The organism is Pantoea sp. C8B4 (assembly GCF_051336905.1).
In the GTDB taxonomy this organism is placed as follows: Bacteria; Pseudomonadota; Gammaproteobacteria; order Enterobacterales; family Enterobacteriaceae; genus Pantoea; species Pantoea rwandensis_B.
Genome location: NZ_JBGMNK010000010.1, coordinates 1 through 14,580, shown reverse-complemented (window position 1 = coordinate 14,580; position 14,580 = coordinate 1). Strand labels below are relative to the sequence as shown.

The following is a 14,580-nucleotide window of genomic DNA, read 5'->3' as shown; positions in this document are numbered from 1 at the left end:
CGTCATTGAATGCCGCAAAACAGGTGCGTAAGATTCTCTGTCTACATTTACAATTAAGAAACAGTCATGCAAGCCTCCATCACAGAAACACTCGACAAAAAACACGACGACACGCCCGTAAACTCACGCGGCAAAGTGGTCGTGGCATCGCTTGTCGGCACCGCGATCGAATTCTTCGATTTCTATATTTATGCCACTGCGGCAGTGATCATTTTCCCGCACATTTTCTTCCCGCAGGGCGACCCCACCGTCGCGACGCTACAGTCGCTGGCGACTTTCGCTATCGCCTTTGTCGCGCGTCCAATTGGTTCTGCGCTGTTCGGCCACTTCGGCGACCGCGTCGGTCGTAAAGCGACGTTGGTAGCATCGCTGCTGACCATGGGTGTCTCCACGGTATTGATCGGCCTGCTACCGAGCTATCAAACCATTGGCGTCGCCGCTCCACTGCTGCTGGCGCTGGCGCGTTTTGGTCAGGGTCTGGGCTTGGGTGGTGAATGGGGTGGTGCGGCTCTGCTGGCAACCGAGAATGCCCCCGCGAAGAAACGTGCGCTCTACGGCTCTTTCCCACAGCTCGGCGCGCCGATTGGCTTCTTCTTCGCTAACGGTACTTTCCTGCTGCTTTCCTGGCTGCTGACCGATGAGCAGTTCATGAATTGGGGCTGGCGTGTGCCGTTCATTCTCTCTGCCGTTCTGGTGCTGATTGGTCTGTATGTGCGCGTATCGCTGCACGAAAGCCCGGTGTTTGCCAAAGTGCAAAAAGAGAATAAGCAGGTCAAAATGCCCATCGGCACGCTACTGAGCAAGCATCTGACCGCTACGATTCTTGGCACCTTCATCATGCTGGCGACCTATACGCTGTTCTACATCATGACCGTGTACTCGATGAGTTACGGCACTGCACCGGCGCCAGCGGGCCTGGGCTTTTCCCGTAATAGCTTCCTGTGGATGCTGATGGTGGCGGTGATTGGTTTTGGTGTCATGGTACCGATTGCAGGCCTGCTGGCTGATCGCTATGGCCGCCGTCGCACCATGATCACCATTACCCTGATGATTATCGCCTTTGCACTGATGTTCCCGGTGCTGTTAGGTTCCGGTTCGCAAATTCTGGTGATGGGCTTCCTGCTGCTGGGTCTGAGCATTATGGGCCTCACCTTTGGGCCGATGGGTGCGCTGCTGCCAGAGCTGTTCCCGACCGAAGTGCGTTATACCGGCGCGTCGTTCTCGTATAACCTGTCGTCAATTCTCGGGGCGTCGGTTGCGCCTTATATTGCGACATGGTTGAACGCTAACTACGGTTTGCAGGCGGTCGGTTTCTATCTGGCTTCCATGGCCGTGCTGACGCTGATTGCGCTGATTGCCTGTAAAGAGACGCGCCATCAGACGCTGTACGAAGCGTGATAGCGCCTGTTTGAAATGATGAAACCCGGCTCAGGCCGGGTTTTTTATTGGGTAAGGATTTCAGAGGGCGGAAAACCACTAAACCTTAAGGATAGCCCGTTAATCGGCAGATGATAACGCAGTCTGGTGCCTTTCAGGGGCTGGCGGTCCTCACGCCGCTAGCGCGGTACCTTCACTGCATTCGTCTGCCTGACGGTAGCTGCGGGCTCTCCTGGCAGACTCATTACGTTCAGCGCTGCGGATTGCCTGCCCCTGAAAGGCCCCAGCCTGCTCTGAAGCTTCAGTGCGAGTTTTTAAAAAGGGCACGATAGTGGAGGCCAGAGCGCCTCTACTGCTGCAAGGGCTATCCGCAGCGCTGAGGCGTGACGTTGGGCCAGAAGTCCACGCCGGGAAGCGTGGACAGTTCGGGGCCGACCAGGGAGGGTCGATTCCCGAACGGTTCGTTGGCACGACGTCAAAGCCGAGGGTACCGCGTTAGCGGCGCGAGGACTGCCCGGCACAGTAGAGGTGCTCTGGCCCGCACTCCGGCATACTCAGCCAAACGAAAAAAAGCTGCCACTTTTAACAGTGGCAGCTTTTGTTGGTTGGGTCTTAGCTGGCGAGCATTACAGCAAGCCGGGGTTTTTCTTGTGCTGAAAACTGTGTCGCGCGTGGCTTAGCCAGCAACCGCGATACGTTTCATGTCGGTCATGTAGCCACGCAGTTTGCGGCCAACCGCTTCGATTGGGTGCTGACGAATGGCTTCGTTAACGTCACGCAGCTGTGCGTTATCAACCTGAGTACCTTCAACCGCTTTGCCCAGATCGCCTGGCTGCAGCGTGGTCATGAACTCTTTCAGCAGCGGTACTGCCGCGAAGGAGAACAGGTAGTTACCGTATTCTGCGGTATCAGAGATAACCACGTTCATTTCATACAGACGCTTACGTGCGATGGTGTTCGCGATCAGCGGCAGCTCGTGCAGTGATTCGTAGTAAGCAGACTCTTCAATGATGCCTGCATCGATCATGGTTTCGAAGGCCAGCTCAACGCCCGCTTTCACCATGGCAACCATCACAACGCCTTTGTCGTAGTACTCTTGCTCGTCGATTTTACCTTCGAACTGTGGAGCGTTCTCGAATGCAGTTGCACCGGTCTCTTCACGCCAGGTCAGCAGGTTTTTATCGTCGTTCGCCCAGTCAGCCATCATACCGGAAGAGAATTCGCCCGAGATGATGTCATCCATGTGCTTCTGGAACAGCGGAGCCATGATGGTTTTCAGCTGCTCAGACAGTGCGTAAGCACGGATTTTCGCTGGGTTAGACAGGCGATCCATCATCAGGGTGATGCCACCGAATTTCAGTGATTCGGTGATGGTTTCCCAGCCGAACTGAATCAGTTTTTCGGTATAAGCCGCATCGTGACCCTCAGCCACCAGCTTGTCAAAGCACAGCAGAGAACCGGCCTGCAGCATACCGCACAGGATAGTCTGCTCGCCCATCAGGTCAGATTTCACTTCTGCAACGAAGGAAGATTCCAGTACGCCAGCACGGTCGCCGCCGGTTGCAGCAGCCCAGGCTTTAGCAATCGCCAGGCCTTCGCCCTTTGGATCGTTTTCTGGGTGAACTGCGATCAGGGTTGGAACACCGAAACCACGCTTGTACTCTTCACGTACTTCGGTACCTGGGCACTTCGGTGCTACCATCACAACAGTGATGTCTTTACGGATGGTTTCACCAGATTCAACGATGTTGAAACCGTGTGAGTAGCCCAGCGCAGCGCCATCTTTCATCAGAGGCTGAACCGCCTGAACCACTGCTGAGTGCTGTTTGTCTGGCGTCAGGTTAACCACCAGATCCGCCTGTGGGATCAGCTCTTCGTAGGTACCTACTTTGAAGCCGTTATCGGTCGCTTTGCGGAAAGAAGCACGCTTTTCAGCGATCGCTTCAGCACGCAGTGCATAAGCGATGTCCAGACCGGAGTCACGCATGTTCAGGCCCTGGTTCAGACCCTGAGCGCCACAGCCAACGATAACGACTTTTTTGCCTTTCAGGAAGCTTGCGCCGTCTGCGAATTCATCGCGAGACATGAAACGACATTTGCCTAACTGCGCTAACTGGTTGCGCAGATTCAATGTGTTGAAGTAGTTAGCCATGGGTACTCCGGTTAGATGTTGTGATTGCTTTTGTTCGGTAACGACACCCTGTTCAGTGCCGCGAATGACCCCATCATATGACAGGAAATCTATTGCTTAAATTGATATATTAGCAAGGTCACATTGCAGAATTTGCAACAACCCTTTGAGGTGAAACGCGCATGGATTTACGAGACCTGAAGCTCTTTCTTCATCTGGCCGAAAGCTGTCACTTTGGTCGCACCGCGCGTGCTATGCACGTCAGTCCCTCCACGCTATCGCGCCAGATTCAGCGCCTTGAAGAAGATGTGGGTCACGCGCTGTTTCTGCGCGATAACCGCACCGTCACGCTCACTGAAGCCGGTGAACGCCTCAAGCAGTTTGCTCAGCAAACCTTATTGCAATATCAACAACTGCGCCACGTGATGGATCTGAACGGCCCGTCCCTGAGCGGCGAACTGCGCATATTTTGCTCGGTGACCGCCGCTTACAGCCATTTGCCGCCGATTCTCGACCGCTTCCGCGCCGAACATCCGCAGGTGGAAATCAAACTCACCACCGGCGATGCCGCCGACGCAATTGAGATGGTGCAATCTGGCGAGGCAGATTTGGCGATTGCCGGACGTCCGGAATCGCTGCCCGCCAGCATCGACTTCACGCCGCTCGCCATTCTTCCGCTGGTGCTGATCGCGCCCGCCCTGCCGTGTGCGGTGCGCAGCCAGGCCACACAGGCGCAACCTGATTGGTCGCAGATTCCGTTTATTGTGCCGGAACAAGGCCCGGTGCGGCGCGGTATCGATTTGTGGTTCCGCCGACATCGCATTCCGAATCCGCAAATTTATGCCACGGTTTCCGGGCATGAGGCGATTGTCTCAATGGTGGCGCTGGGATGTGGTATTGCGCTGCTGCCGGATGTGGTGCTGGAGAACAGCCCGGAGCCGGTACGCAATCGCGTACTGACGCTGGAGAATGTGGAGTCGGTGGCGCCGCTGGAACTGGGCGTCTGTGTACAAAAAAAGCGGCTCGGGGAGCCGCTTATCAGTGCTTTCTGGAACCTGCTGTAACTACTGCCCGGCGAGGAAGAAACGGAACGCCGGGTTGTTCGCCTCATCGTGCCATTCGTAGCCCAACGCCGTGAGATGGGTTTCAAAATCCGGCTCTTGATCGTTGGCTTCGAAGGCCGCCAGCACACGACCAAAATCGGTGCCGTGGCTGCGATAGTGGAACAGCGAGATATTCCAGTGCGCGCCCAGCGTCTGCAGGAATTTCAGCAGCGCGCCGGGTGCTTCCGGGAACTCAAAGCTAAACAGACGTTCGCGCAACGGCTTCGACGGACGACCGCCCACCATGTAGCGCACGTGCAGTTTCGCCATCTCGTCATCCGACAGATCCACGACGTTATAGCCACTCTCATTCAGTTGACTGATGATCTCGCTGCGCTCTTCCAGGCCACGCGTTAGACGCACGCCGACGAAGATGCAGGCGTTGTCGGCATCCGCATAACGGTAGTTAAACTCGGTGATCGAACGGCCACCCAGCGTCTGGCAGAACTTGAGGAAACTGCCCTGCTGTTCTGGAATCGTTACCGCCAGCAACGCTTCGCGCTGTTCGCCGATTTCGCAGCGTTCCGACACATAGCGCAGACCGTGGAAGTTGACGTTGGCGCCCGACAAGACGTGCGCGAGGCGCTCGCCTTTGATGTCGTGCTGCTGGATGTACTTCTTCATGCCCGCCAGCGCCAGCGCGCCCGAAGGTTCCGCTACCGCACGCACATCTTCAAACAGGTCTTTCACCGCCGCGCAGATGGCATCGCTATCCACGGTGATGATGTCATCGAGATACTCTTTGCACAGACGGAATGTCTCGTTGCCGATGCGCTTCACCGCCACACCTTCAGCAAACAAGCCGACGCGCGCCAAATCCACTGGCTCGCCCGCATCCAGCGCCGCTTTCAGACAGGCTGAGTCTTCCGACTCTACCGCGATCACTTTGATCTGCGGCATCAGCTGTTTGATCAGCACCGCCACGCCTGCTGCCAGGCCACCACCGCCGACCGGCACGAACACGCGATCGATATGCGCATCTTGTTGCAGCAATTCCATCGCCAGCGTGCCCTGCCCGGCAATCACTGCCGGGTGGTCAAACGGTGGCACAAAGGTGTAACCCTGCTGCTCGGCCAACTCGATAGCTTTGGCTTTTGCCTCGTCGAAGTTAGCACCAAACAGATAAACCTCACCGCCAAATGCGCGCACTGCATCAACCTTGATGTCTGCCGTGGCCACCGGCATCACAATCAGTGATTTGATGCCAAGCCGACTCCCCGAAAGTGCCACACCCTGTGCGTGGTTTCCGGCCGAAGCCGTAATCACGCCGCGTGCTTTTTGCTCTTCGGTCAGTCCGGCAATCATCGCGTAGGCCCCACGCAGCTTGAAGCTGTGTACTGCCTGGCGATCCTCACGCTTCACCAAAATGGTGTTGCCGAGACGCGATGAAATTTTTTCCATTTTTTGCAGCGGCGTGACCTGCGCAATTTCATACACAGGCGCACGCAGCACCGCGCGCAAATACTCCGCGCCGTTAGGCGACGCGGGTAGCGGTTGAGACTCAGCCATTCGTTGTTAGCCTCCCAGCTTGGACTTATCGCGCACCGCACCTTTGTCAGCACTGGTAGCGAGTGATGCATAAGCACGCAGCGCAAAGGAGACGGCACGTTCGCGGTTGTGCGGGGTGTAAGCCGCTTCGCCACGGCCCAACTCTTTTTCACGACGAGCGTGGATTTCGTTGTCCGGCAGATCCAGATGGATACGACGGTTCGGGATATCCAGCTCAATCATGTCGCCATCCTGGATCAGCGCAATGGTACCGCCGCTCGCCGCTTCAGGTGAGATATGACCCACAGAGAGACCGGAAGAACCGCCGGAGAAGCGACCATCGGTGATCAACGCACAAGCTTTACCCAGACCCATGGATTTCAGATAGGTGGTCGGATAGAGCATTTCCTGCATGCCCGGACCGCCTTTTGGCCCTTCGTAACGGATGACAACGCAATCGCCAGCCACAACTTTGCCGCCAAGGATCGCTTCTACCGCATCATCCTGGCTTTCGTAGACTTTTGCCGGGCCTTTGAAGGTCAGCAGCTCAGCATCAACGCTGGCGGTTTTAACGATACAGCCATCTTCAGAGATGTTGCCGTACAGTACGGCCAGACCGCCATCCTGCGAGAAAGCATGCTCACGAGTACGAATACAACCCTCTACACGGTCATCATCCAGCGTGTCCCAGCGGCAGTCTTGTGAGAAGGCCTGGGTGGTACGAATACCGGCTGGGCCTGCGCGGAACATCTTCTTCACCGCTTCGTCCTGGGTCAGCATGATGTCGTACTGATCCAGGGTTTCACGCATGCTCTGCTGCAGAACGTTGCGCGCAGTGGTGTCGATCAGCCCTGCACGATCCAGCTCGCCCAGAATCGCGACCACACCACCGGCACGGTGCACATCTTCCATGTGATATTTCGGCGTACTTGGTGCCACTTTGCACAGGTGCGGCACTTTGCGCGACAGGCGATCGATATCCGACATGTTGAATTCGATCTCGCCTTCCTGTGCCGCTGCCAGCAAGTGCAGAACGGTGTTGGTGGAACCGCCCATGGCGATATCCAGCGTCATGGCGTTCTCGAACGCGGCTTTGGTGGCGATGTTGCGTGGCAATACGCGCTCATCATCCTGCTCGTAATACTTTTTGGTCAGGCTAACGATGCGCTTACCGGCGTTGAGGAACAGCTCTTTACGGTCGGCGTGGGTCGCCAACAGTGAACCGTTGCCCGGCTGTGCCAGACCCAATGCTTCGGCCAGACAGTTCATCGAGTTCGCGGTGAACATGCCTGAGCAAGAACCACAGGTTGGGCACGCAGAGCGTTCGATTTTATCGCTGTCTTCATCGCTGACGTTCGGGTTAGCGCCCTGAATCATCGCATCAACCAGATCCAGCTTGATGATTTTGTCGGACAGCTTGGTTTTACCGGCTTCCATTGGGCCGCCGGACACAAAGATCACCGGGATATTGAGGCGCAGTGCCGCCATCAGCATGCCGGGAGTGATTTTGTCGCAGTTGGAGATACACACCATGGCATCGGCGCAGTGCGCGTTCACCATGTACTCCACGGAATCGGCGATCAGCTCGCGCGAAGGCAGTGAATACAGCATGCCGCCATGACCCATGGCGATACCGTCATCCACCGCGATGGTGTTGAACTCTTTGGCGACACCACCGGCGGCTTCGATTTGCTCAGCCACCAGCTTGCCCATATCGCGCAAGTGCACGTGGCCCGGCACGAATTGGGTGAATGAGTTAACCACGGCGATAATCGGTTTACCGAAATCGGCGTCGGTCATTCCTGTGGCGCGCCACAGGGCGCGTGCACCCGCCATGTTACGACCATGGGTGGTGGTGGCAGAACGGTACTTAGGCATGCTCTATTTACTCCAGTCTGAAATATGACGCGGGCGCAGCGGCACCCGCGTAACTGTCTTGTTATGGATTAACTTGATCCAACCAGCCGTACTTGTCTTCGGTTTCGCCAGTGAACAGGCCGAAGAATGCGCTCTGTATTTTGGTGGTCACTGGACCGCGTTTGCCCGCACCGACCTGAATGCCGTCAACGCTGCGTACCGGGGTGATTTCTGCCGCAGTACCCGACATGAACACTTCATCAGCCAGATACAGAGATTCACGCGACAGCGTTTGCTCACGCACTTCGATACCCAGGTCGATCGCCAGCTTGATGATGGCGTCACGGGTGATGCCCGGCAATGCTGAAGAGGTGAACGGTGGCGTGAACAGAATGCCGTCTTTCACTTCGAACAAGTTTTCGCCAGCACCTTCTGAAATATAGCCGTTGGTGTCGAGAGCGATACCTTCCTGATAACCGTGGCGACGCGCTTCGCTGCCGACCAGCAGTGAGGAGAGGTAGTTACCACCGGCTTTAGCCGCGGTTGGCAGGGTATTCGGTGCAACACGGTTCCATGAAGACACCATCGCATCGATACCGTTTTCCAGTGCTTCAGCACCCAGGTAAGCACCCCATGGGAAAGCAGCGATGATCACGTCGGTGGTGTAGCCATCTGGTGGATTCACACCCAGGCCTACGTCGCCAACAAACGCCAATGGACGAATGTAAGCGCTTTTCAGTTTGTTCACACGAATCACTTCGCGGCACGCTTCCATCAGCTCATCAACAGAAGCGGCGATAGGAAAACGATAGATTTTGGCGGAGTCGTGCAGACGTTGCATGTGTTCACGGTGACGGAACACCACTGGGCCTTTATGTGAGTCGTAGCAACGTACGCCTTCAAACACTGAAGTACCGTAGTGCAGTGCGTGAGACATGACGCTGACCTTGGCGTCTTCCCACTTAACCATCTCCCCGTTGAACCAGATAAAGTCTGCTTTCTTCGTACTCATTGCTATTTCCTTTGGCGACTAAGCGCGGATTTGTTGTGATGTCTGTTGCTGGATCTCGACACAGGCGACATCCATAAGTTTGCTTAACTGCGAAGACAGTAAATCGACCGAACGCTGGCTGGCAACGGTCATCTCGATATTAATGTTCTCAGCGTTGATCGCAGATGCCATGTTCATCGAGCACACCTGGAAGCCACGGTGGCGGACAACACGCAAAATGCGCTCCAATATTTCAGGGCGGAAGCGGGCTTCGATAGACAATTGATGCTGATTCATGCGGTTTTCTCCATCATGTTTGCGTTGCTGGCACCCGGCGGTACCAATGGCCAGACGTTCTCATGCTCATCAATCGAAACATGCAGGAAGTAAGGACCTTCACTGTTCAGCAGAGCATCTATCGCGGCGTCGACCTGATCTTTACGGCTAATGTGCTGGCCTGGGATATCAAAGGCGCTGGCCAGCGTGAGGAAATCGGGGTTATCGGTGAGGATGGTTTCGCTGTAGCGGCCATCAAAGAACAGCTGCTGCCACTGACGCACCATGCCCAAACGTTGGTTATCCAGCAGCAGGATTTTCACCGGCAGCTTGCCGCGCTTGATGGTGCCCAGTTCCTGGATGTTCATCATGATTGAGCCATCACCTGACACGCAGATCACGGTGTCTTCCGGGCGAGCAACCTGCGCACCGATGGCGGCAGGCAGACCGAAGCCCATGGTGCCCAGGCCGCTGGAGGTGATGAAGTTTTCTGGTGCGGTGAAGCTCATATGCTGCGCAGCCCACATCTGATGCTGCCCAACATCGGTGGTCACTACGGCGCTGTCTGCTTTACGATCGGAGAGCTGTTTCAGCAGGAGCGGCGCGTAAATGGCCTCGCCTGGATGATCGTAACGCCAGTCAAACTCGGCTTTCATCGCTTTAACTTCGGTGCGCCAGCCTTCAATCTGCATTGGCATACTCAACGCGGGCAGCACCTGGTTCAAATCACCTTGCAACGAAACGTGCGCGCGACGGAGTTTGTTCAACTCGGCCGGATCGATATCGATATGAATGACGTTCGCATGCGGGGCGAAGGTGTCTAACTTGCCGGTGACGCGGTCGTCGAAGCGCGCACCCACCGCAATCAGCAAATCACAGGATTGCACGGCAAGGTTGGCAGCTTTGGTGCCGTGCATACCCAACATGCCGAGATAGAGATCGCTGCTGGCGTCCGCGCTTCCCAGGCCTTTCAACGTGGACACCGTTGGGATGCCGGTTGCTTCAGCCATGGCACGTAATGCAGGCACCGCTTGTGCCATGCCAACACCGCCGCCGATATACAGCATTGGCTTATGCGACTGCGCCATCAATGCGCGGGCTTCCGCGATATGCTCTGGCGAGTGGCTGATCGCCTCTTCAACCGGCAGCAAGTGCGGGGTTAAATCGGCACTGGCAATTTGGATGTCTTTCGGGATATCCACCAGAACCGGACCGGGACGGCCAGACTGGGCGATGGCAAAGGCTTCGGCCATCACGGAAGGCAAATCTTCGAGGGATTCAACCAGGAAACTGTGCTTGGTGCAGGCTAATGACAGGCCGAGAACGTCGATTTCTTGGAAGGCATCGGTGCCGATGAACGCAGATGAAACCTGACCGGTGATCGCGACAACCGGGATGGAATCCATAAACGCATCTGCTAAACCGGTGATCAGGTTAGTGGCGCCGGGGCCGGAAGTGGCAATACAAACGCCGGTCTTACCGGTGGCACGGGCATAACCAATTGCCGCCATCACTGCACCTTGTTCATGACGACACAGTAGGTGTTCCACGCCGCCATCGTAGAGCGCATCGTACACTGGCATGATTGCGCCGCCAGGATAGCCAAACACTGTGTCGACACTCTGCGCGCGTAAAGCCTGAACTACCCACTGTGCACCTGTCATCGTTATTCTCCTGTATTCCTGGTGGAACAACAGAATTTTATGCTACTGCTCATAATCTGTTCCTCGCTGATTCGCTGATATTTAGCCAGGTCGAAAAAAAACCCCCGGACCTTTCGGTGCGGGGGTTTTTGGAATTCCGGGCTTGATTTTTAAGCCTTTCTTTCTCCAAGCGATGCCCCGCACGGTGGGATAATAATCACCACCACGCTAATCACGACTAGGCTAATCACTTGTAGAAGGGCTTTCATGTGTTGTCTGTTTTTTCGATTGTTCGAAGTAATACCTACAGAGTTACCATAGTTATCTACGCATTGACAATTATTTTCATAATGTTTTTTTATGACGCAAGCAATGGGTGTGGGTTATCGCCTTGTAAGTTAAAGGTTATTTTTAGTTGTGAAAAATTTTCATTACGCACACTGCGTAACCTCTCTGTTAATTCTGCGATATCGACCTCAATTGCGGCGAAAACATTGTAAAAACCGCCGATTTACTGGAACCCGGCGCTGATGTTTTTTAATCGCATTCGCAATCTGAATTTACTCCTCGCATGATGAAGACAACAAGGAGTGGTTATGTCTTTATCAAAGGTTCTCACTCGCGCGGCGCTCGGTGTGCAGGCGCCATTAGTAACGGTTGAGGTGCATATCAGCAAGGGCTTGCCCGCTTTAACGCTGGTTGGCTTGCCTGAAACCACGGTGAAGGAAGCGCGGGAACGGGTACGCAGTGCCATTATCAATAGCGGATTCACCTTCCCTGCTAAACGCGTCACCATCAATTTGGCCCCCGCCGATCTGCCAAAAGAGGGAGGACGCTACGACCTACCCATCGCCATTGCGATTCTCGCGGCCTCAGAGCAGCTTCCTGACGCGAAACTGGCTCACTATGAATTCCTGGGGGAGTTAGCACTGAACGGCGCGCTCTGTGGCGTTCAGGCCTCCATTCCAGCAGCGATGGCCGCATTGCAAGCCGGCAGGCAGATGGTGTTAGCTGAAGAGAATCAACAGGATGTCGGATTGATCCAACAAGGGGAAACGCTTGTCGGTAAACATTTGCTCGAGATCTGCGCTTTCCTGCATAACCAGTCGACACTCACCGTTGCGCATTATCAACCTGAGGCGCTGCAACAGGAAAGCCAGGATCTCAGCGAAATCATCGGTCAGGAACAAGGACGTCGCGCCCTGGAGATCACTGCCGCTGGCGGGCATAACCTGTTACTGCTTGGACCGCCCGGCACAGGGAAAACGATGCTGGCGACCCGCCTGCCCGGCATTATGCCGCCCTTAGACGACCAGGAAGCGCTGGAGTGCGCAGCGATTAATAGCCTGGTCAGCAGCCGAAACCTCCATCATCAGTGGCGCAGAAGGCCATTCAGAGCACCTCATCACAGCGCTTCGCTGTATGCATTAGTGGGAGGTGGAGCACTCCCCCGGCCTGGTGAGATCTCTCTGGCGCACAATGGTGTCCTGTTTCTGGATGAACTCCCGGAGTTTGACCGCAAGGTACTGGATGCATTACGCGAGCCCATTGAATCCGGCGAGATCGCAATTTCCCGTACACGCGCCAAAGTCACTTATCCAGCGCGCTTTCAGTTAATTGGCGCCATGAACCCCAGCCCTACCGGGCATTATCAAGGCAGCCACAACAGATGCACGCCGCAACAGGTGCTGCGCTATTTGAGCCGGCTCTCAGGTCCGTTTCTTGATCGCTTTGATCTGTCTCTGGAAATCCCGTTGCTACCCAGTGGAACCTTAAGTCAAAAACAGGAAGTCAGTGAGAGCAGCGAGACTGTGCTTAAACGCGTCCTTGCTGCTCGTCAGAGGCAAATTGAGCGAGCAGGCAAAATAAATGCTCATTTATCTAATCCGGAGATTGCCCAGTGCTGCGTACTGAGACAGGACGATGCTATATGGCTGGAAGCTGTGTTGAATTCGTTGGGCCTTTCTGTGCGCGCGTGGCAACGCATTTTGAAAGTCGCCAGGACGATTGCCGATTTGGCAGGGGAGGAGACGATTTCACGACAGCATTTGCAGGAGGCGGTGGGTTATCGCAGCATTGACCGATTGCTAATCTTTCTGCACAACAGTCTGGAATAAAAAACGGGGCTTTAGAAGCCCCGCTATTTTTTAATCATCGCTATCGCTAAAGTCTTCCACAGTGTCCATCTGCGGCTTACCGCCAGACAATGTGTGGAAACGCTTAGGACGCTTAATACGTGCGGTATATTTCGACCAGACACGTTCAGCTTCCGTTTGCGGCTCACGCAGACCACGACATACTTCTAAAAACGAACGCTCTTCTTCAGTCGCTGGTTCACGCTTGGCGAGGTCCAGTTCATTGAAGGCGTAACCGTGGCGTTCCAGAAGCTGAGCTTCTTTAATGGTGAAATCACCATGACGTGAAAAACCACGAGGGTAATGTTTGTTATCAAAGAAACGATTTGTTGTTGCGAAGCTATCCGCCATTTTACACGCTCCCGACTCTCTTATGGCCGTGCTATTTATGGCGCGGAGTATTAGATAGGCTTGACAGAGTGTAAAACAAAACATTTAAATCAGTACGACAAACATTTTTTGGGAGAATGCTGTGGATACGGAATTACTGAAAACTTTCCTCGAAGTGAGCAGAACACGCCATTTCGGGCGTGCTGCTGAAGCGCTTTACCTCACGCAATCTGCCGTTAGTTTTCGCATTCGTCAGCTGGAAAATCAGTTAGGAGTCAACCTTTTCACCCGTCATCGAAATAATATTCGGCTGACCTCTGCGGGTGAGCGTTTATTACCCTATGCAGAGAGCCTGATGAGTACCTGGCTGATGGCCAAAAAGGAAGTCTCACATACACAACAGCATCATGAGCTATCGATAGGCGCCAGCGCGTCGTTGTGGGAAGCTTATCTAACCCCTTGGTTAAAAACGCTTTATGAGAACCGTGAAAGCCTTCATCTTGAAGCACGTATCGCACAACGGCATTTGCTGGTAAAGCAATTACATGAGCGTCAATTGGATCTTTTAATCACCACCGAAGCGCCGAAAATGGATGAATTAACCAGCCAACAGATTGGTCATATTTCACTCGCGCTCTTCCGTGCACGTAAGACTGAGAAACGTGAAAAATATGATTACATTAAACTGGAATGGGGTGCGGATTTTCATCAACATGAAAGTTATTTATCCAGTGATGATGTGCCAGTATTGACCACAACTTCAGCGCATGTGACACGTGAATTACTCCACACTACCGGCGCTTGCGCGTTTTTACCGGATTCATGGCACAGCATTTATAGTGATTTGATGGTTATTCCAGATACACCCGTTGCCGTTCGCCCACTCTATGCGGTGTGGCTGCAGAATAGTGATCAACAGGCGCATATTCGTCAGCTGCTTAAATTTCCAGTATTGACGCAATAAAGCAGAAATTGAGAGGGGTTTGAGTGTCGCGCAGTGAAACTCAAACCCTTTTCACTGGCGAATTTATGAGGTAAATGCCAAATTTTGGACAAAAAAAATCCTTTGCCGAAGCAAAGGATTGTTTTCTGGCAGGGGCGGAGGGACTCGAACCCCCAACACCCGGTTTTGGAGACCGGTGCTCTACCAATTGAACTACGCCCCTAAAAGGGTGGCGGAACGGACGGGGCTCGAACCCGCGACCCCCTGCGTGACAGGCAGGTATTCTAACCAACTGAACTACCGCTC

12 protein-coding genes and 1 tRNA gene are annotated in these 14,580 nt (G+C 54.5%); 4 read left to right on the top strand and 9 right to left on the bottom strand.

The window, feature by feature from the left end; all coding sequences use genetic code 11:
* Positions 1-66 precede the first annotated feature (66 nt).
* Positions 67-1,398, top strand: a complete 1,332-nt coding sequence (locus ACCW76_RS13670) for an MFS transporter (RefSeq protein ID WP_436338785.1) — start codon at positions 67-69, stop codon at positions 1,396-1,398.
* Between the two features lie 655 nt (positions 1,399-2,053).
* On the opposite strand, the gene ilvC is transcribed toward ACCW76_RS13670, so the two are convergent.
* Complete coding sequence (ilvC, locus tag ACCW76_RS13665; protein WP_436338784.1) at positions 2,054-3,529, bottom strand: ketol-acid reductoisomerase; 1,476 nt, start codon at positions 3,527-3,529, stop codon at positions 2,054-2,056.
* Positions 3,530-3,690: 161 nt separating this feature from the next.
* On the opposite strand from ilvC, the gene ilvY reads away from it, so the two are divergent.
* Positions 3,691-4,572 (top strand): HTH-type transcriptional activator IlvY, encoded by an 882-nt coding sequence (gene ilvY, locus ACCW76_RS13660; protein ID WP_034820008.1) that lies wholly within the window; start codon positions 3,691-3,693, stop codon positions 4,570-4,572.
* On the opposite strand, the gene ilvA is transcribed toward ilvY, so the two are convergent.
* The 6 genes from ilvA to ilvL form a co-directional block, all read right to left on the bottom strand.
* Entirely contained in the window at positions 4,573-6,120 is a 1,548-nt protein-coding gene (ilvA, locus tag ACCW76_RS13655) for a threonine ammonia-lyase, biosynthetic (protein WP_038644129.1), read from the bottom strand.
* A 6-nt stretch (positions 6,121-6,126) separates the two neighbouring features.
* Positions 6,127-7,977 (bottom strand): dihydroxy-acid dehydratase, encoded by a 1,851-nt coding sequence (gene ilvD, locus ACCW76_RS13650; protein WP_436338781.1) that lies wholly within the window; start codon positions 7,975-7,977, stop codon positions 6,127-6,129.
* 61 nt (positions 7,978-8,038) lie between these two features.
* Complete coding sequence (locus ACCW76_RS13645) at positions 8,039-8,968, bottom strand: branched-chain amino acid transaminase (protein ID WP_034820022.1); 930 nt, start codon at positions 8,966-8,968, stop codon at positions 8,039-8,041.
* Positions 8,969-8,986: 18 nt separating this feature from the next.
* A complete protein-coding gene (gene ilvM, locus ACCW76_RS13640; RefSeq protein WP_034820026.1) occupies positions 8,987-9,244 on the bottom strand; it encodes an acetolactate synthase 2 small subunit in 258 nt (85 codons plus the stop codon).
* Entirely contained in the window at positions 9,241-10,887 is a 1,647-nt protein-coding gene (ilvG, locus tag ACCW76_RS13635; protein ID WP_166935133.1) for an acetolactate synthase 2 catalytic subunit, read from the bottom strand. The genes ilvM and ilvG overlap by 4 nt, the downstream gene beginning before the upstream one ends.
* Positions 10,888-11,036: 149 nt before the next feature.
* Complete coding sequence (gene ilvL, locus ACCW76_RS13630; RefSeq protein ID WP_071531048.1) at positions 11,037-11,135, bottom strand: ilv operon leader peptide; 99 nt, start codon at positions 11,133-11,135, stop codon at positions 11,037-11,039.
* Between the two features lie 327 nt (positions 11,136-11,462).
* Between ilvL and ACCW76_RS13625 the strand changes: the two genes are divergently transcribed.
* Positions 11,463-12,983, top strand: coding sequence for a YifB family Mg chelatase-like AAA ATPase (locus ACCW76_RS13625; RefSeq protein WP_038644123.1), 1,521 nt, complete (start codon positions 11,463-11,465; stop codon positions 12,981-12,983).
* 30 nt (positions 12,984-13,013) lie between these two features.
* On the opposite strand, the gene ACCW76_RS13620 is transcribed toward ACCW76_RS13625, so the two are convergent.
* Positions 13,014-13,352: a DUF413 domain-containing protein gene (locus ACCW76_RS13620; protein WP_034820034.1), complete on the bottom strand. Its 339-nt coding sequence runs from the start codon at positions 13,350-13,352 to the stop codon at positions 13,014-13,016.
* A 121-nt stretch (positions 13,353-13,473) separates the two neighbouring features.
* Between ACCW76_RS13620 and hdfR the strand changes: the two genes are divergently transcribed.
* Complete coding sequence (gene hdfR / locus ACCW76_RS13615) at positions 13,474-14,295, top strand: HTH-type transcriptional regulator HdfR (protein WP_034820037.1); 822 nt, start codon at positions 13,474-13,476, stop codon at positions 14,293-14,295.
* A 126-nt stretch (positions 14,296-14,421) separates the two neighbouring features.
* Here the strand turns inward: hdfR and ACCW76_RS13610 are convergent.
* Positions 14,422-14,497 (bottom strand) — tRNA-Trp (locus ACCW76_RS13610).
* Positions 14,498-14,580: the final 83 nt, after the last annotated feature.